At 66.9% G+C, this 17321-nt stretch carries 12 protein-coding genes; 4 read left to right on the forward strand and 8 right to left on the reverse strand.

Features of this window, described 5'->3' with window-relative positions; all coding sequences use genetic code 11:
- Positions 1-148 precede the first annotated feature (148 nt).
- From IB258_RS14710 to IB258_RS14720, 3 genes are all read right to left on the reverse strand, one after another.
- On the reverse strand, positions 149-1351 hold the full coding sequence (locus tag IB258_RS14710) for an NAD(P)/FAD-dependent oxidoreductase (RefSeq protein ID WP_192352774.1): 1203 nt from the start codon (positions 1349-1351) through the stop codon (positions 149-151).
- Positions 1351-3612, reverse strand: coding sequence for an arginine/lysine/ornithine decarboxylase (locus IB258_RS14715; protein ID WP_054451997.1), 2262 nt, complete (start codon positions 3610-3612; stop codon positions 1351-1353). Before IB258_RS14715 ends, IB258_RS14710 begins: the two co-directional genes overlap by 1 nt.
- A gap of 265 nt (positions 3613-3877) precedes the next feature.
- On the reverse strand, positions 3878-4330 hold the full coding sequence (locus IB258_RS14720) for a hypothetical protein (protein WP_054451998.1): 453 nt from the start codon (positions 4328-4330) through the stop codon (positions 3878-3880).
- A gap of 113 nt (positions 4331-4443) precedes the next feature.
- On the opposite strand from IB258_RS14720, the gene IB258_RS14725 reads away from it, so the two are divergent.
- Positions 4444-4962, forward strand: a complete 519-nt coding sequence (locus IB258_RS14725) for a GNAT family N-acetyltransferase (RefSeq protein ID WP_054452319.1) — start codon at positions 4444-4446, stop codon at positions 4960-4962.
- Positions 4963-4972: 10 nt separating this feature from the next.
- Here IB258_RS14725 and IB258_RS14730 read toward each other — a convergent pair whose 3' ends face one another.
- Positions 4973-6214, reverse strand: a complete 1242-nt coding sequence (locus IB258_RS14730; protein ID WP_175161315.1) for a diguanylate cyclase — start codon at positions 6212-6214, stop codon at positions 4973-4975.
- Positions 6215-6378: 164 nt separating this feature from the next.
- Between IB258_RS14730 and IB258_RS14735 the strand changes: the two genes are divergently transcribed.
- Positions 6379-7230: a GNAT family N-acetyltransferase gene (locus tag IB258_RS14735; RefSeq protein ID WP_192329370.1), complete on the forward strand. Its 852-nt coding sequence runs from the start codon at positions 6379-6381 to the stop codon at positions 7228-7230.
- A gap of 4 nt (positions 7231-7234) precedes the next feature.
- On the opposite strand, the gene dcd is transcribed toward IB258_RS14735, so the two are convergent.
- The 4 genes from dcd to apbC form a co-directional block, all read right to left on the reverse strand.
- Positions 7235-7798: a dCTP deaminase gene (gene dcd, locus IB258_RS14740; RefSeq protein ID WP_041654363.1), complete on the reverse strand. Its 564-nt coding sequence runs from the start codon at positions 7796-7798 to the stop codon at positions 7235-7237.
- Positions 7799-7899: 101 nt separating this feature from the next.
- Positions 7900-11592 carry a translocation/assembly module TamB domain-containing protein gene (locus IB258_RS14745; protein WP_370539832.1) on the reverse strand — a complete coding sequence of 1231 codons (3693 nt, stop codon included), beginning with the start codon at positions 11590-11592 and terminating at the stop codon, positions 7900-7902.
- Positions 11589-13481 carry an autotransporter assembly complex family protein gene (locus tag IB258_RS14750; protein WP_192352775.1) on the reverse strand — a complete coding sequence of 631 codons (1893 nt, stop codon included), beginning with the start codon at positions 13479-13481 and terminating at the stop codon, positions 11589-11591. The genes IB258_RS14745 and IB258_RS14750 overlap by 4 nt, the downstream gene beginning before the upstream one ends.
- Positions 13482-13484: 3 nt before the next feature.
- A complete protein-coding gene (gene apbC / locus IB258_RS14755; RefSeq protein WP_192352776.1) occupies positions 13485-14573 on the reverse strand; it encodes an iron-sulfur cluster carrier protein ApbC in 1089 nt (362 codons plus the stop codon).
- Between the two features lie 101 nt (positions 14574-14674).
- Between apbC and IB258_RS14760 the strand changes: the two genes are divergently transcribed.
- Together IB258_RS14760 and metG are read left to right on the forward strand one after the other, a co-directional pair.
- Complete coding sequence (locus IB258_RS14760) at positions 14675-14950, forward strand: hypothetical protein (protein WP_006226181.1); 276 nt, start codon at positions 14675-14677, stop codon at positions 14948-14950.
- A 237-nt stretch (positions 14951-15187) separates the two neighbouring features.
- On the forward strand, positions 15188-17254 hold the full coding sequence (metG, locus tag IB258_RS14765; RefSeq protein WP_054452003.1) for a methionine--tRNA ligase: 2067 nt from the start codon (positions 15188-15190) through the stop codon (positions 17252-17254).
- The last annotated feature ends 67 nt before the right edge of the window (positions 17255-17321 follow it).

Here is a 17321-nt window from a genome sequence, read left to right on the forward strand (position 1 = left end):
ATGTCTCCGTTGGATCCGCCCCCCGATTCAGGGTTTGGATCAATATCGAAAACATAAATGATAAGTATTTTTATTTGATATAACAATGGCAGGCTTCCAATACCTGCCATAGCGTCGGCCTATCGGCGCCCTGTCCCGCCAGAGGACGCTACAGCGCCTTGCCGCAGGCCACGCCCGAAGCCCAGGCCCACTGGAAGTTGTAGCCGCCCAGCCAACCCGTGACGTCCACGGCTTCGCCGATGAAATAGAGGCCGGCGACGGTCTTGGCCTGCATGGACTTCTGGTCCAGCCCGCGCGTGTCCACGCCGCCGCGCATGACTTCGGCCTTCTTGTAGCCGGCCGTGCCGCTGGGCACCAGGCTCCATTGATGGATGTCCTGGGCCAGCGTGCGCAAGGTCTTGTCCGGCGCGTCGGCCAGGCGCAGCGCCGCCAGGCCCGGCTTGCCGCCCTGCTCCGCCAGGTGCAGCCAGCGGTCGGCCAGGCGCTTGGGCCAGAGGCCCGCCAGGACGGTATGCAGCTGCTGCCGGTTGCCCGACTTCGACGCCAGCAGTTCTTCCGCCAGGTCGCGGCCAGGCGCCAGATCGATCACGATGGGCTCGCCAGGTTTCCAGTAGCTGGAGATCTGCAGAATGGCAGGTCCGGACAGGCCGCGATGGGTAAAGAGCAGGTCCTCGAGGAACTCGCCGCGCGCCTTGCCCTGCCCCGTGTGCAGATTGACCTCCAGCGCCACGCCGGACAATTCGGAAAGGGACCGCCACTGCTCGGCATCGAAGGTCAGCGGCACCAGGGCGGGACGCGGTTCCACGACCTTCAGGCCGAACTGCCGCGCGATCTTCAGGCCAAAATCGGTGGCGCCCAGTTGGGGAATGGCCATGCCGCCGGTCGCGATCACCAGTTTCGCGGCGCGGATCGTGCCCTGGCTGGTGTGCAGCTCGTAACCCTGCTCGCCATGGCCGATCTCGACCACCGAGCATCCCATGCGCCACTGCACCCTGCCCGCGTCGCACTCCGCGCGCAGCATTTCGATGATGGATTCGCTGGAATCGTCGCAGAACAGCTGGCCGCGATGCTTCTCATGCCAGGCGATGTGGTGGCGCTTCATCAGCGCCAGGAAATCCTGCGGCGTGTAACCGGCCAAGGCCGAACGGCAGAAATGCGGATTGTCGGAGAGGAAGTTGGCGGGGCCGGCGCCGATATTGGTGAAGTTGCAGCGGCCGCCACCGGAAATGCGGATCTTCTCCGCCAGGCGCTCGGCGTGGTCGACCAGCACCACGCGCAAGCCGCGCTGGCCGGCGACCGCGGCACACATCATGCCCGCGGCGCCGGCGCCGAGTACTGCTACATCGAACATCAGTCTTCGATCAGGCAGTCGACGTAATAGCGCTTTTCGCCATCCGGACCCACTTCGTCGGCCAGGCCGTGGATGTAGGTTTCGAAGCCCGGGAAGCGCTGGTTGAACTCGCGCGCGAACTGCAGGTACTGGACGATGGTGCGGTTGAAGCGTTCGCCCGGGATCAAGAGCGGGATGCCCGGAGGATACGGGGTCAGCAGCACGCCGGTGACGCGGCCTTCGAGCTTGTCGATGTCGACGCGCTCGACCTCGCGGTGCGCCATGCGGGCGAAGGCATCCGACGGCTTGAGGGCCGGCACCATGTCGCTCAGGTACATCTCGGTGGTCAGGCGGGCCACGTCACGCGCGCGATAGGCTTCGTGGATCTCCTGGCACAAGTCGCGCAGGCCCATGCGCTCGTAGCGGCGATGGTCGCGGCAGAATTCCGGCAGGATGCGCCACAGCGGCTGGTTGCGGTCGTAGTCGTCCTTGAATTGCTGCAAGGCGGTCAGCAGCGTGTTCCAGCGGCCCTTGGTGATGCCGATGGTGAACAGGATGAAGAACGAATACAGGCCGGTCTTCTCGACCACCACGCCGTGCTCGGTCAGGTACTTGGAGACCAGCGCGGCGGGAATGCCGGTTTCGCCGAAGCTGCCCGACATGTCCAGCCCCGGGGTGATGATGGTGGCCTTGATCGGGTCCAGCATGTTGAAGCCTTCGGCCATTTCGCCGAAGCCATGCCAGTGGTCGTTGGACTCCAGGATCCATTCGTCGCGGTTGCCGATGCCTTCCGAAACCAGGCGGTTCGGCCCCCAAACCTTGAACCACCAGTCGTTCTTGCCGAATTCGGATTCCACCTTGCGCATGGCGCGACGGAAGTCCAGGGCTTCGCGGATGCTTTCCTCGACCAGCGCGGTGCCTCCCGGCGGCTCCATCATGGCGGCGGCCACGTCGCAGGACGCGATGATCGCGTACTGGGGCGAGGTGGACGTGTGCATCAGGTAGGCTTCGTTGAAGACGTTGCGGTCCAGCTTGCGGGTCTCGGACTCCTGCACGATGATCTGCGAGGCCTGCGAAATGCCGGCCAGCAGCTTGTGCGTGGAGTGGGTGGCGAACACCATCGCGTCCTGGCTGCGCGGACGGTCCTGGCCGATGGCGTGCATGTCCTGGTAGTACTCGTGGAACGACGCGTGCGGCAGCCAGGCTTCGTCGAAGTGCAGCGTGTCGACGTAGCTGCCCAGCTGCTTCTTGATCATTTCGACGTTGTAGATGACGCCGTCGTAGGTGCTCTGCGTCAGCGTCAGGATGCGCGGGTTCTTGTTCACCGCTTCGCGCGCGAAGGGGTTGGCCTCGATCTTCTTGCGGATGTTGTCCGGGTGGAATTCTTCCAGCGGAATCGGACCGATGATGCCCAGGTGGTTGCGCGTGGGGCGCAGGAACACCGGAATCGCGCCCGTCATCGTGATGGCGTGCAGGATCGACTTGTGGCAGTTGCGGTCCACCACCACCACGTCGCCCGCGGCCACGTTGGCATGCCACACCACCTTGTTGGAGGTGGAGGTGCCGTTGGTCACGAAGAAACAGTGGTCGGCGTGGAAGATGCGCGCGGCGTTCAGTTCGGATTCGGCCACGGGACCGGTGTGGTCCAGCAGCTGGCCCAGTTCGTCCACGGCGTTGCAGACGTCTGCGCGCAGCATGTTCTCGCCGAAGAACTGGTGGAACATCTGGCCCACCGGGCTCTTCAGGAAAGCCACGCCGCCGGAGTGGCCGGGGCAGTGCCAGGAGTACGAGCCGTCCTGCGCGTACTTGACCAGTTCACGAAAGAACGGCGGCGGCAGGCTGTCGACGTAGCTGCGGGCTTCGCGGATGATGTGGCGCGCCACGAATTCGGGGGTGTCCTCGAACATGTGGATGAAGCCGTGCAGCTCGCGCAGGATGTCGTTGGGGATGTGCTCGGACGTGCGCGTCTCGCCGTACAGGTAGATGGGGATGTCGGCATTGCGGAAACGCAGCTCGCCGATGAAGGCGCGCAGGTTCTTGATGGCGCTGGCCACGTCCTCGGGCGAATCCACGTCGAACTCTTCGTCGTCGATCGACAGGATGAAGGCGCTGGCCCGGCTCTGCTGCTGGGCGAACGAGCTCAGGTCGCCGTAACTGGTCACCCCGATCACCTCGACGCCCTCGGCCTCGATCGCCGCGGACAAGGCGCGGATACCCAGACCGGACGCGTTCTCGGAACGGTAGTCTTCGTCGATGATGAAAATGGGGAAGCGGAATTTCATGCAGGCGCTCCTGGGGGCAAGGCGGGTTCGGACGCGTAACGCGGCGCGAGTGTACTTCTAGTAAAAATCCGCCTGATGACAGACGGCGCGAGCACCCGCCAGGGCGGCGGGAATGGCCGAATTGTAGGGCTGTTTTTCTTACAGTCCTAAGGGAAATCCCGGAATGGCCCGGACGGCCGTTGTCATCGCGCCAAAAGCGGACGTTTTCAGCACAGAGAGCCGGGCCGCACGGGGAAGCAAACCGGGCGCCCGAAGCGCCGGGACGCTATCGGATGGTGCGGGCCTCGCCCGCCTGCAAGGCCATCAGGAACTGTTCGAAATAAGGTGGGATGGCCTCGGCGGAGCCGTAACGGATGCGCCTTTCGACCTTGGCGATGGCGCCGAAGCAGACCTCGGAATCGGGCTCGCCGCAGACCAGCACCACTGGGTCCTCGTCATCGCACACTTCGTAGAGGCCGCCATACGCGCGGCGTCCCACCTCGTAGAGGTAGGCGGCGGCGCCGACGGTCTGCATGGGAGTGAGAGGCAAGGTCCCGAGATGGGCGGCCTCCAGCGCTTCGTCCAGCGCATGGACGCTGGATGGCGTGTAATCCAGCACGGCGCCAGCCGAGCCGGCTGCCTGGACGAAGTCCTGCGCAGCACCCGCCACGCGCGCCACGAACTCTTCCTGGACTTCGTCGCGCTTGGCGTCCTGGTTTGTCTTGAGGAAACCGAACATCATTGGCTCCTTTGTGAAAACCGCAAGCGGCGTTAGGACCATTATAGGCAGCGCGTCCCCCTATACTGGCGAATCCACCGCCGAACGTTCCCTATTCCCAACACTTGCCGACCATGTCCCCGATCACCGTCCGACGCCTTGTTCCCGCCGACGCGGCGCCGCTGCGCCAATTGCGCCTGGACGCCCTGGTGGAAACCCCTGAATCGTTCGGATCGAGTTACGAAGAGGAACACACGCTGACATTGGAGGATATCCGCGGCTGGATCCAGCCTTCGGACGACAGCGCAATGTTTGGCGCGTTCTGCGGCGGGGTCCTGGCCGGCATGGTCGGCGTGGGCCGCCAGCGCAAACTGAAGATGCGCCACAAAGCGCACATCTGGAGCATGTACGTGGCGCCGGCGCAGCGCGGTCAGGGCCTGGCCCGGCAACTGATGCAGGCGGCGATCGCCCATGCCTCGGGCATGCGCGGCATCCGCCAGGTGCAGCTGAGCGTGACCGCCAACAATCAGGCGGCCACCGCGCTGTATCTAAGCCTGGGCTTTGCCGAATACGGGCGCGAGCGCGAAGCGCTATGCGTGAACGGCGAACTCTACGACGAAGCGCTGATGGCGCTGCCGCTGGCCGGCAAGTAGCGGCGCGGCATCAGGCCGCGCCAGTCCGGCGCCGCGTGCTGAACGCCCGCACCAGATTGCGGCCTTCGTCCTTGGCTTTGTAGAGCGCCTGATCCGCCGCCTTGATCACCGCGTCGGGCGCGCGCAGGGAGTCGCTGCGTTCGGCTACGCCTATGCTGACCGTCACCCGCAGCGGCCGCGCATTGCGCGCGTCGCGCCCGCCGCGGCGGCGCAGGCCGATCTGGTCGGCCTTGGGGCGCACCGGCTTGTCGCGCAGGCGCATCTGGTAGGCCTCGATGGAGCGCCTGACGCTTTCCAGGTGCGGCATGCTTTCCGCCGCGGTCTTGCCCGGGAACACCAGCGTGAATTCCTCGCCGCCGTAGCGGTAGGCCCGGCCGCCGCCCGGCACGCGCCGCAACTGCGCCGCCACCATGCGCAGGACCTGGTCGCCTACGTCATGCCCGTGGGTGTCGTTGAAAGCCTTGAAGTTGTCGACGTCGGCCATCGCCAGCGTATAGACGCGCCCCATGCGCTGCAGACGCTCGTTCAGCGCGCGCCGGCCCGGCAGGCCGGTCAGCTCGTCGCGAAACGCCATGTGGAAACCTTCGTGGGCCAGCGAGATGCACAGGGCCGTCAGCGCGGCGGTAGACATCAGCGCCAGTTCGACGGGATGCTCCGCCCCGCGCGGCAAGGCCCACGCCATGCACACGAATCCTAGCCACTGCCCCGCCTGCTGCGGACGCCCATAGCGCAGCAACAGCAGGGTCAGCGTCAGGCCCGTGGCCAGCAAGGCGATCAATCCTTCGATCGGCACGCTCAGGTGGGCCAACCTGCCCTGCACGGAGAGCATGCCAAGCAGATCGTTCACGCCGTCCTTGCCGGCCAGCGCAATCGCCGCCGCGCCGGCGGCGATCATGCCGATGCGGGCGGCCAGGTCCAGCAACATGCTGGAGCGCTCGGACCACAGGGCGTTGATGGTGTAGGCCAGGGACCACCACGCCAGCGCCGGTCCGACGGCCCAGGGCGCTTCCGTGGCCAGCGCCGGCCAGGCCGCCGTGGCGGCCAGCACGCTGAGCATCAGCACCATGGTCTGTGCGCGCTGGTACATCAGGCACACGGCAACGCCGATCAGCGCCATCACCCAAGGCACGAACGGCACGATCTGCGTCAAGGCCGGCGGCCATTCGCGCCACAGCAGCAGCCCCACCGCAGCGGCCACCGGCAGCGCAGGATAGAACAACAAAGGCAGCCAGGGGATATGGGGGTAACGCACGGGTCGGGGCTTTTTTACGCTTGCGGAGATGACGTCGCCAAATCGGCAAACACATGTACTGTCATTTACGGACGCGGCGGCGATGTTCTTTAGCGGATTTGCAAGTAACACCGCGCGCCGCGGCCATGATATGTTTTTTTCTTCACTCAGCAGACGGCCCCCCAATGCGCATCCTGGTCAACATCGACGTGCCCGATCTCGAACACGCCATCGACTTCTATCAACGCGCGTTCGGCCTGACACTGCGACGCCGGATAGGACCGACGGTGGCCGAGATGGCAGGGGCCGAGGCGCCCATCTATCTGCTGGAAAAGGCGGCGGGTACGCCCGCCGCCGGCGCCACGCGCCAGCCGCGCGACTATGCGCGGCACTGGACGCCGGTGCATCTGGACGTGGTGGTGGAGGACGCGGACCGCGCGGTCGCACAGGCGGTGGCCGCTGGCGCGCGCCTGGAAGACCCGGCCGTCTCGCACACCTGGGGCCGCATCGCCCACCTGAGCGATCCCTACGGTCACGGTATCTGCATCCTGCAGTTCCTGGGCCGGGGCTACGATGAGCTGTCCACGGCGCAGCTGCAATACGCCCCGATCTCGGAAGCGGATTTCGAAGACCTGCTGGCGCTGCGCATCGAAGCCATGCGCGAAAGCCTGGAGCGCCTGGGGCGCTTCGATCCTGAACGCGCGCGCTCGCGGCTGCGCAGCACATTCCGGCCGGAACACACCTGGTCCATCGAGCAAGATGGCCAGCGGATCGGGTTTTACGCGCTGCGCCCGGAGGGTGACGGCTTGCGCCTGGATCATCTGTACATCCGCCCCGCCGCGCAGGGTTCGGGGCTGGGCGGACAGGTCATGCGCAAGATCCTGCAGGAGGCCGACCGCCTGGGGCTGGCGGTAAGCCTGGGCGCGCTGCGCGACAGCGATTCCAACCGCTTCTACCGCCGGCACGGGTTCGTGCAGACGGGCGAAAGCGAGTGGGATATCGACTACCTGCGTCCGGCGCCGCGGCGCGCGGACTGAGACTTCAGGTGCGCGGCAGGGTCACGCCGCGCTGGCCCTGGTACTTGCCGCCGCGATCGCGGTAAGAGGTCTCGCAGACTTCGTCGCTTTCCAGGAACAGCATCTGCGCGCAGCCTTCGCCCGCGTAGATCTTGGCCGGCAGCGGCGTGGTGTTCGAGAACTCCAGCGTCACGTGGCCTTCCCATTCGGGTTCCAGCGGCGTGACGTTGACGATGATGCCGCAGCGCGCATAGGTGCTCTTGCCCAGGCAAACCGTCAGGACGCTGCGCGGGATGCGGAAGTACTCGACCGTGCGGGCCAGCGCGAAGGAATTGGGCGGGATGATGCAGACGTCGCCCTTGAAATCCACGAACGAGCCTTCGTCGAAGTTCTTCGGATCGACGATGGTGGAATTGATGTTGGTGAAGATCTTGAACTCGTCCGCGCAGCGCACGTCGTAGCCGTAGCTGCTGGTGCCGTAGCTGACGATACGCCCGCCATTGGCCGTGCGGACCTGCCCTGCTTCGAAGGGTTCGATCATGCCGGCTTCGGCCTGGCGGCGGATCCAGCGGTCGCTTTTGATGCTCATGGTGGGAATGGTGCTAGGGAATGGAATGGACGCCATTTTATCCCGAGTGCGGATGCGCCACCGGCGAGGGGCCGGGCGGGACCGTGCCGCCCGGTTCCGCCTCAGTTCCCCCAGAAGGTCCGGTAGACCAGCGCGATGCCGTTGACCGCCCCGCCCTTCAGGTCCACCGACAAGCCGCGCGCCAGCCTGTAGCTGGCGCGGCCGACGGTATCGCTTCCCGCCAGCGCCTGTTCCACGCTCAGGGTGATGCCGTTGGCGAAGGTCTTGCTGGCCACCAGGAATTGCGTCGCCAGCTGGCTGTCGCTGTCCCGGTTGACGTCGCCAGCCACCGTGCGGTCCGGCAGGATGCTGCCGGAGCTGCCGATGTTGCCCGTCTTGATGCTGACGTCGTCCAGGCCGAACTGCTTGTAGAACGGCTGCCCGCCGCCCAGCAGCGCGGTACCCACCGACATCAGCAGCGCCGCGTCGCCGCCGCTTTCGTCGGGGCCGCGGCCGAGCAGCAGCCAGGACAGCTTTTCCACGTCGCTGACGTCCGGGTACGACACCAGGTCGATGCGCGGCCGCTGCGCCGTGCCGACCACCTTGACGCCCGCCTCGACCTGTTCGCCCGTGCGCAGCGCCTCGATATCCAGCAAGGGGTTGTCCAGACGGCCCTGGAAGGTCAGCGTGCCGCGGCTCAGGCGCAGCTTCTGGCCGTAGGCTTCGATGCCGCCGCCACGGGTGCGCAGCGCGCCCACGCCGGTCAGGCGTCCATCGTTCAGCATGATCTGAATGGAGCCCAGCAGGCCGGCGTCCAGTCCCATGCCGGTGATGTAGAAGCGCGGCCCCATGTCGAACTTCAGGTTCATGCTGGTCTGCAGCGGCGTGGAGACGGTGCCAGGGTCATCGCCGGGCCGGCGCACCTTGACGTCATCGTCCAGCGACGGCACGCCCTGCAGAATTTCCAGGCTGAACCAGCCGGCGTCCGCCTTCAGGTCGCCCACGATGTCGATGCGCGGCATGGCCGCCTTCACGTCGATGACCCCGGACACCATGGCGTAGCGGTCCGAACGCTGCAGCGCCGGGAAGCGGTACAGGGTCAGCCGGATATCGCCGCCGCCATCGATGAAATTCCACTGCCCCTTGGCTTCGGCGTAGCCGCCCTTTGCCTCGGGATTGGTGGTGATCCATTCCTTGGTGCGCCATTCGGCCGGCATCACCCGCAACGAGGCCGGGAAGCGCAGGCTTTCCAGCACCACCCGGTCGCCGTCCAGGCGCGCGGACAAGGTGCCGTCGATCAGCCGCACGCCGTCGTCGATGCGCACCACGCGCAGCTTGTCGCCGCGGATGCTGCCGCTGGCCGACCATTTGCCCGCCAGGGTGCCCTGGGCTTCCAGATTGGCCTTGACCGTGCCGCCGACTTCCATCGAGTCGCCCACGAACAGGCCAACCCAGGCCAGGTCGGCGATATCCGCGTCCAGCTTGGCGCGCAGCGGCTGGCGCGGGTCCAGCGCCATGCCGCCCTTGGCGTCCACCACCAACACGGCGGTGCCGGTGCCGTTGATGAGGCCCATCTTGTCGGTGGCCAGATTGACCTTGGCGTCCAGGCGGCTGGCGTTGGCGGAGGTCGGCGTGGCGGTCAGGTCCAGCACCAGCGCCTTCAGTCCCAGCGGGATGGGAGGATCGCCCGGTATCAGCAGGTCGCCCTCGCGGCGCGCGATGCGCGCGCGGCCGCCCAGCCGGCCGTCGAACTTCAGGTCCCACAAGACGTCCAGCGCGATGCGGCGCTGGCCCTCGGGCACCATCGCGTTCACGCGGCCGGGCCGCTTGCCCAGCTTGGCCGCGGCCTCGGGATCGAAGGCGCCTATCACCTGGCGCGCCATGGCGGCCGTGATCACCAGGTTGTCGGCCTTGCCCGCCGTTTCCCAACGCTTGCCGCCCCCCCGCGAACCCTGGTGCGCCAGGACCACGCGCTCCTTGCCAGGCAGGGTCAGGCTCAGCGCCGTCTGCCCCACCTGCCACTGCCATTGCGGTTCCACGGCGGAAGGCACGAAAGCCAGCGTGACCGGACGGTCCACGGCCACGGTGAAGCCGGCGGTCTCTGCCGTCAGCCTCGAGAACGTGCCGCGCCATCCCGGCAGGGCTGCGTCGGGCGTGCCGGCTGGCCCCTTGCCCCAGGAACCGGCAAAGACGATGTTGGCCTTGGCGGGCGCCTCGCCCAGCACGCCCGCGCGCGGCTTGGGCGGCGTGTAGCCGGCAGCAAGCTCGCCGCGGTGCGCAGCCAGCGTGCCCGCCAGCTTGCCTTTCAACTCCGCGCCGCCGGGGATGCCCGGCCAGAACGCGTCGAGCTGGGGCGCTTGGGCGTCCAGCGACAGCGCGCCGTCCTTGGCGTCCAGCTCGCCCCTGGCCTGGACCCGGTTGCGGCCCAGCTTCAGGTCCACGTCCAGGCCGTGGATGCGCAGCCCGGCCAGAGGATCGGCCTCGGGCGAGGCGGCACCGTTCGGCACGGCGGCGGATTCCGCGCTATTGGTCGCTGCGGCGATATCCACCTGGGCCTTGAGCGCGCCAGTCAGGGGCTGCTTGTTCCAGCGCGTGCCCTCTTCGAAGCGCAGATCGACCGCGGCGTGGCGTAGCTGGCTCAGGTTCTCGATGTCGGCTTGCACGTCGCCGCGCACGGTCAGGACCGCAGGCGGAACATCCTTGCCCAGCCAGGGCGACAAATCCAGGCGCTGGGCGCTTATCGTGCCCGCGATGCGGTCGCGACCCGTCCCTTGCGTGCTATCGGATTGCAGGTCTAGCTGCGCGGCCAGGGTCGATTTGTCAGGCAGTTGCGCCTGCGCCCGGGCGCTGCGCAGCACCAGCGCCGTGCGCGGCGCAAGGTCGGCGGTCAGATCCAGCAGCAGGCCGGAGCCCTCGCCCTCCAGCTTGGCCTGGATACCATCCAGGGAACCGGCGGCATCGGCGCGCAGCACCACCTGGCAGGCGGGCCGGGGCGGCTCGGAAGGCGTCGCCTTGGGATCTGTCCTGGCCCCGGCTTTGGATTCATCCTTGGGGTCGGCCTTGGCGCCAGGCTTGGGCTCGGGCTTCTTGGCAGCGCCCGCCTGACGCTCATACACGCCACTCAGCTTGTCGGCTTCGCACAGCGGGGAATCGGAGCCGGTCCCGCGCGCGATCACGTCCAGGCGAGCGGCGAACGGCCAGGGATCGGCCATGCCTTGCAGTTCGGCCTGCCCGGAGATGTCCGCCTGCGCAGCCTCGTGGCCCACCCGCAGGCTGGCGATGCGCAACTGCGCGCCCTGCTTGCCCGCGGCGAAGGTGGCGTCCAGATTGCCCAGGGTCACGGGCAAGGGTTCGCCGTCCTGGTCCAACTGGAAGTCGCCCAGCGCCACCCGGTCGATAGCGATGTCCACCGGCAGTTCGGGCAAGGAGAAAGGCTCGCCGTCGTCCTCGGCAGGCGCCGTCTCGGGCGTTGCGGTCAGGCCGATGTAAACCGAGCCCGCCGATACATCGCGCACGTGCAGCAGACGGTCGCCCAGGGCGCGCCAGTTCACGTCCAGGTGCAGGTCCGTGATGTCGACGCGGGTGCCGCTGACGTCCAGGTCCAGCTTGCCCACGGAGACGCCGCGCAACAGCGAGCCGCTCACGTCCAGCGCCTGGCCATTCAATTGCTGGGCGGCGGTGGTCAGGAGCAGCCGCGTGCCGTTCTGCGAACCGACCAGCCAGAACAGGAAGCCGCCCGCCAGCACGGCCAGCATGGCCAGGCCCGGCAACCACCACACCAGCACATGGCGCAGGAATTTGCGCAAGGCCTTCAAAACGCGATCCCCAAGGAAAAGTGCAGGCGCAGGTCGCGGTCGCGCTGGCCGTAGGCCACGTCCAGGAACAAGGGCCCGGCCGGCGTGCGCACGCGGGCGCCTACGCCGTAGCCCACCGCCATCGACATGTCGCCGAACGATTCCGCGGCGTCGCCCGCGTCCACGAACACGCCCATGCCCCAGCGCTCATTGAAATAGTGGTCGTACTCGATGCTGCCGACCAGCAGCGTGGGCGCGCCCACCACAGCGTCGTCTTGCTTCACGCCTATGCTCTGGTACTTGTAGCCGCGGATCGAACGCGCGCCGCCGGTGCGGAAACCGAAATCGTCCGGCACCCGCACCTTGCTGTTGGACCAGACCCGGCCGACTTCGCCGCGCACGGTCAGCACGTCCAGCTTGCCGATGGGCCACCATTTCTGGGCCCGCAGTCGGGCGCGGGTGTAGGGTTCGCCGGAGTCCAGCGTCACGCCCACGCCGCCGCCCACCGCGATCAGGTTGCCTTCGCGCGGGTCGTACTTGTTATCGACATCGCGGCGCAGCCATTCGGCCGTGGCGGTCAGGGTCGGCAGTTTGTACTGGTCGCCGCCGTCGATCTTCACGTGATCCTCCGCCAGCAGCAGGCCCCAGCGGGTCTCGTATTCGACCCGGCTATCGCCCGCGCCCTTGCGCTCCTGCAGGCGCGTAGCGCCCAGCGCGTAACGCGTCACGTCCAGCCCCTGGATGTCGGATTGGTCGTACAGGACCCCGAAGGAATCCTTGTAGCCGCGCTGGTTCGGCGGCAACAGGAAGTCCGCGTAGGCGCGCTGCTGCAGCCGGTCCACGCTGAAGCCCGTCTCCAGGGTGACCGGCTGGCCAAAGACCACGTTCTGCCGGTACAGCGACTCCACGCGCAGGCCGGCCTCGTCGTCCACGCCTATCGATCCGGTGAACCGCTTGGGCGGCGCTTCCACCACCCGTACCTGCACCGGCAAGGTCACTTCGCCGTTCGAGTCGTAGGCGGGCGCAGGCGGCGGCATGCCGCCGGACACGGAAGGATCTCCCGCCGGCGTGGCAGCCGCCAGATCGGTCGAGCCCGGCGCGCGTGCGCGGTCGGCATTGGGCGCAGGAGTCGGCTGCGCCTGGCCCGGCTGCTCCAGCGACACGAACGCGCCGCGGAAGAACGCAGTGGATTGCAGGTCCTGCTGCCAGGTGTCCAGCTTGTTCTGGTCATAGGCGGCGCCCGGCGAGTAGCGCACATAGCGCTCCACCAGCTTCTCTGGCACCCGTTTCAGGCCTTCCGTGGTGAGCTCGCCCATGCGCACCTGGGGGCCGCTGTCTATTGTGACGCGCAGGGCGGCCGATGCCGTATCGGCCTCGATTTCCGCCTGCGACGCGGTCATGCGCGCCAGCATGAAGTCACGCGAGGACACCGCGTCCAGCAGGTTCGACTTGGCCTTGTTCCAGTCGCTGTTGATGAAGGGCTGGCCCGTCTTGAGCTGCCAGTCGTCGCGCAGTTTCTGCACCCGCGCCGCGAACTCGGGCCGGGTGATGCGGCCGGTGAAGCTCAGGTCCACGGACGTAACGGTGGTGCGCTCGCCCGAAACGATACTGATGTCCCAGGTTTCTCCGCCGATATCGGTGCCGGCTTCGAGCTTCACCGTGGGCGAGAAATAGCCCTGGGTGGCCAGGGCCGCCAGCGTCGCGTCGCGCGCACGCCGACGCAGGCGGTTGATTTCACCGCCGTCCTGGTCTTCCGCCAGCCGCGCGATCGCATCGACGGCTTCGGTAATCGCCTGCAGGGCGGCCGGCGGCACGCCGCCGGGGTCCACAATGATTTCCGGGCGCTTGGCCAACGCCTCGCCCGTCATCACAACAAGTCCTGCCAAGAAGGCGCGGGCTGCCCACCGCATGCGTCAGGTCGGTTGCTGCACGACGATGGACGGGAACTTCCCGGCCATGTCGCGGGGAAGCGCCGCCACGCCAGCTGCCAGCTTGCGGGCGATGCCGCGATACAGCGCCGCGGCTTCGCTGCCCGGATCCGACACCACGGTCGGCGAACCGGCATCGGTCTGCTCGCGGATCGCCAGCGTCAGCGGCAGGCTGCCCAGCCAGGGCGTCTGGTATTGCTCCGCCATGCGCTGGCCGCCGCCCTCGCCGAAGATATGCTCGGCATGGCCGCATTGCGAGCAGATGTGGATGGCCATGTTCTCGACCACGCCCAGGATCGGCACATCAACCTTCTGGAACATGCGCAAGCCCTTGCGCGCGTCCAGCAGCGCCACGTCCTGCGGCGTGGTGACGATGACGGCGCCCACCACCGGCACCTTCTGCGCCAGGGTCAGCGCCACGTCGCCCGTGCCGGGAGGCATGTCGACGATGAGGTAATCAAGATCGCGCCAATTGGTCTGGCGCAGCAGTTGCTCCAGCGCCTGCGTCACCATTGGGCCGCGCCAGATGGCGGGCGAGTCGGCGTCGATCAGGAAGCCGATGGAGTTGGCCTGCAGGCCGTGGCCCGTGAGCGGCTCCATGCTCTTGTTGTCCAGGCTTTCGGGACGGCCCGAGATGCCCAGCATGGTCGGCACGCTGGGGCCGTAGATGTCGGCGTCCAGCACGCCCACCTTGGCGCCTTCCGCCGCCAGGGCCAGGGCCAGGTTCACGGCCGTGGTGCTCTTGCCCACGCCGCCCTTGCCGGACGCTACCGCAATAATGTTGCGCACATTGGGCAAGGGCTTCAGCCCTTTCTGCACGGCATGGGCGGCGACCTTCCAGCTCACCTCGACCTGGGCGTCGGCCACGCCGGCCGCGGCCAGCGCCGCCACGGCGATATCGCGGACCTGGGCGCGCGCGGCATCGGCCGGATACCCCAGCTCGAGCGCCAGCGAAACCCGTCCGCCTTCCAGCTTGATGTCACGATCTTTTACAGAAACGCCCAAATCCATACCGGTATTCGGGTCCTGCGCGGCGCGCAGCGCGGCGCGAATTTGTTCTATCGTTATACTCATGTCACTATGGTTCCGTAGGCAGCGCGGCTTCTGCGGCCCGCCATCCCCTAAAGGATAGCGGATACCCGGGAACCTTTCCCTGCGTTTTGCATCCGATCTTCATGACCAACACACTTATCCGCTTCTTTCGTGCCGTCCTATTCGCCGCCCTGGCCTTGATCGGCATGGCGATGGCGCTGGTGTTCATGCTTTCCACGGCGATCGCCGTGGCGATCCTGTACGTGGTCGCCAAGGTGCGCGGCAAACCTTTCGGCGTACGCGCCTATTGGAGCCAGCGCCAGGGCGCCCGCCCGGGACCGTTCCAGTCCGCCACCGCCCCCTTCGCCACGCAGCCGCGCGGCGACGTGATCGACGTCGAAGCCCGCGAAATCCGCTGACGGCGGCTTTCCAGCATGCTTGCGCCGCCCGCGGCGCAAGCGGACCGTGGGCTTGTGCGTCCGCGCGGCGGAATTGCCGTGTATTCGCGCCCATCCCCGCATTCTTTCGCAACCCGCCTGATTCGCCTGCCGCGAAGGGCGGGTTGAGCCATTGACGGGCCGCTGTCCGGCAAGTCTGCGCGCTTGCCCTAAAATGGCCGGCCTACCCCTTTTTTCCCTCAACCTCCAAAGACAACCATGTCTCGCACCCTTTTTGTCACCACAGCGCTGCCCTACGCCAACGGATCTTTCCACATCGGCCACATCATGGAGTACATCCAGGCCGATATCTGGGTTCGTTCGATGCGAATGGCGGGCCACACGGTGCACTTCGTGGGTGCGGACGACGCGCACGGCGCGCCGATCATGCTGAAGGCGGAAAAGGAAGGCATCACGCCGCAGGCCCTGGTGGCGCGCTACGCCGCCGAGCGCCCGCAGTACCTGAACGGCTTCCACATCCGCTTCGACCACTGGCACTCGACCGATTCGGCCGAGAACGTCGCGCTATCGCAGGACATCTACCGCGCGCTCAAGGCCCAGGACCTGATCGAAACCCGCTCCATCGAGCAGTTCTACGATCCGGTCAAAGGCATGTTCCTGGCCGACCGCTACATCAAGGGCGAATGCCCCAAGTGCCACGCCAAGGACCAGTACGGCGATTCCTGCGAAGTCTGCGGCGCGGTCTACGCGCCCACCGAGCTGATCAACCCGTACTCGGCCCTGACCGGCGCCACGCCGGTGCTGAAGTCCTCGGACCACTTCTTCTTCAAGCTGTCCGATCCGCGCTGCGTGGAATTCCTGCAGCAATGGACCACCGGCTCCAACGCCGCCGGCGGCAAGCATCTGCAGCCTGAAATGCTGGCCAAGACGCGCGAGTGGCTGGGTTCGGACGATGGCGAGGCCAAGCTTGGCGACTGGGACATTTCCCGCGACGCGCCCTACTTCGGCATCGAGATCCCGGACGCGCCGGGCAAGTATTTCTACGTCTGGCTGGACGCGCCCGTGGGCTACCTGGCCTCGCTGAAGTCGTATTGCGCGGTCAAGGGCATGGACTTCGATGCGCTGCTCGATCCTGCCGGCCCCACCGAACAGGTCCACTTCATCGGCAAGGACATCGTGTATTTCCACGCGCTGTTCTGGCCCGCGATGCTGAAGTTCGCCGGCCGCAAGACGCCTGACGCCGTGAATGTGCACGGCTTCATCACCGTCAGCGGCGAAAAGATGTCCAAGAGCCGCGGCACCGGCATTTCGCCGCTGCGTTACCTGGAACTCGGCATGAACGCCGAATGGATGCGCTACTACATCGCCGCCAAGCTGAACGCCCGGGTCGAAGACATGGACTTCAACCCCGAGGACTTCATCGCCCGCGTCAACAGCGACCTGATCGGCAAGTACGTCAACATCGCCAGCCGCGCCGCCAGCTTCATCACCAAGCATTTCGATGGCGTCCTCGGCTATTCGGGCGACACCTCGGCGCTGGCCGCGGAGTACGCCGAACAGGCGGAGTCCATCCGCGCCGCGTTCGAGGCGCGCGAATACAACCGCGCCATCCGCGAAATCATGGCCTACGCCGATCGCATCAACCAGGCGTTCGACACGGCCCAGCCCTGGGTGCTGGCCAAGGGCATCGCCACCGCCGATGACGCTCAGAAGGCCGCCCTGCAGGACATCTGCTCGCGCTCGCTAGCCGGCTTCAAGGCCTTGTCCGTGATGCTGGCGCCGGTGCTGCCGGCGCTGTCCGAACGCGTGGCGCTGGAACTGTTCGGCGCGCAGGCGCCTTTCACCTGGGCCGATGCCTCGGTGCTGCCGCAGCGTGTGGCGCCCTTCAAGCACCTGATGCAGCGCGTCGAACCGCAGATGCTGGAAGACCTGTTCGAGCCGCCGGCCGCCCCCGTGGTGGTGCCTGGCGGCGAGCCCATCGCCGAGACCATCTCCATCGACGACTTCGCGCGCGTCGATCTGCGCATCGCGCAGATCGTCAACTGCGAACACGTGGAAGGCTCGACCAAGCTGCTGCGCCTGACGCTGGACGCGGGCGAAGGCCGTCACCGCAACGTGTTCTCGGGCATCAAGTCGGCCTACAAGCCGGAAGACCTGATCGGCAAGCTGACCGTCCTGGTGGCCAACCTGGCTCCGCGCAAGATGAAGTTCGGCGTATCCGAAGGAATGGTGCTGGCCGCCAGCCATGCGGATGAGTCCGTGGACGCCGGCATCTACGTGCTGGAACCGTTCCCCGGCGCCAAGCCCGGCATGCGCGTGCGCTGATCCCGCGCCCCCGCTGAATGCAAAAAGCCCGCCAGTTCAAATCGGCGGGCTTTTTGTTATTGAGCGC

The sequence above is a fragment of the Achromobacter sp. ACM02 genome (genome assembly GCF_014851605.1).
GTDB lineage: Bacteria > Pseudomonadota > Gammaproteobacteria > Burkholderiales > Burkholderiaceae_B > Achromobacter > Achromobacter aegrifaciens.

Coding starts and splice junctions, on each gene's coding strand:
- IB258_RS14710 (WP_192352774.1), bottom strand. CDS start 1,351: ATGTTCGATGTAGCAGTACTCGGCGCCGGCGCCGCGGGCATGATGTGT.
- IB258_RS14715 (WP_054451997.1), bottom strand. CDS start 3,612: ATGAAATTCCGCTTCCCCATTTTCATCATCGACGAAGACTACCGTTCC.
- IB258_RS14720 (WP_054451998.1), bottom strand. CDS start 4,330: ATGTTCGGTTTCCTCAAGACAAACCAGGACGCCAAGCGCGACGAAGTC.
- IB258_RS14725 (WP_054452319.1), top strand. CDS start 4,444: ATGTCCCCGATCACCGTCCGACGCCTTGTTCCCGCCGACGCGGCGCCG.
- IB258_RS14735 (WP_192329370.1), top strand. CDS start 6,379: ATGCGCATCCTGGTCAACATCGACGTGCCCGATCTCGAACACGCCATC.
- dcd (WP_041654363.1), bottom strand. CDS start 7,798: ATGAGCATCAAAAGCGACCGCTGGATCCGCCGCCAGGCCGAAGCCGGC.
- IB258_RS14750 (WP_192352775.1), bottom strand. CDS start 13,481: ATGCGGTGGGCAGCCCGCGCCTTCTTGGCAGGACTTGTTGTGATGACG.
- apbC (WP_192352776.1), bottom strand. CDS start 14,573: ATGAGTATAACGATAGAACAAATTCGCGCCGCGCTGCGCGCCGCGCAG.
- IB258_RS14760 (WP_006226181.1), top strand. CDS start 14,675: ATGACCAACACACTTATCCGCTTCTTTCGTGCCGTCCTATTCGCCGCC.
- metG (WP_054452003.1), top strand. CDS start 15,188: ATGTCTCGCACCCTTTTTGTCACCACAGCGCTGCCCTACGCCAACGGA.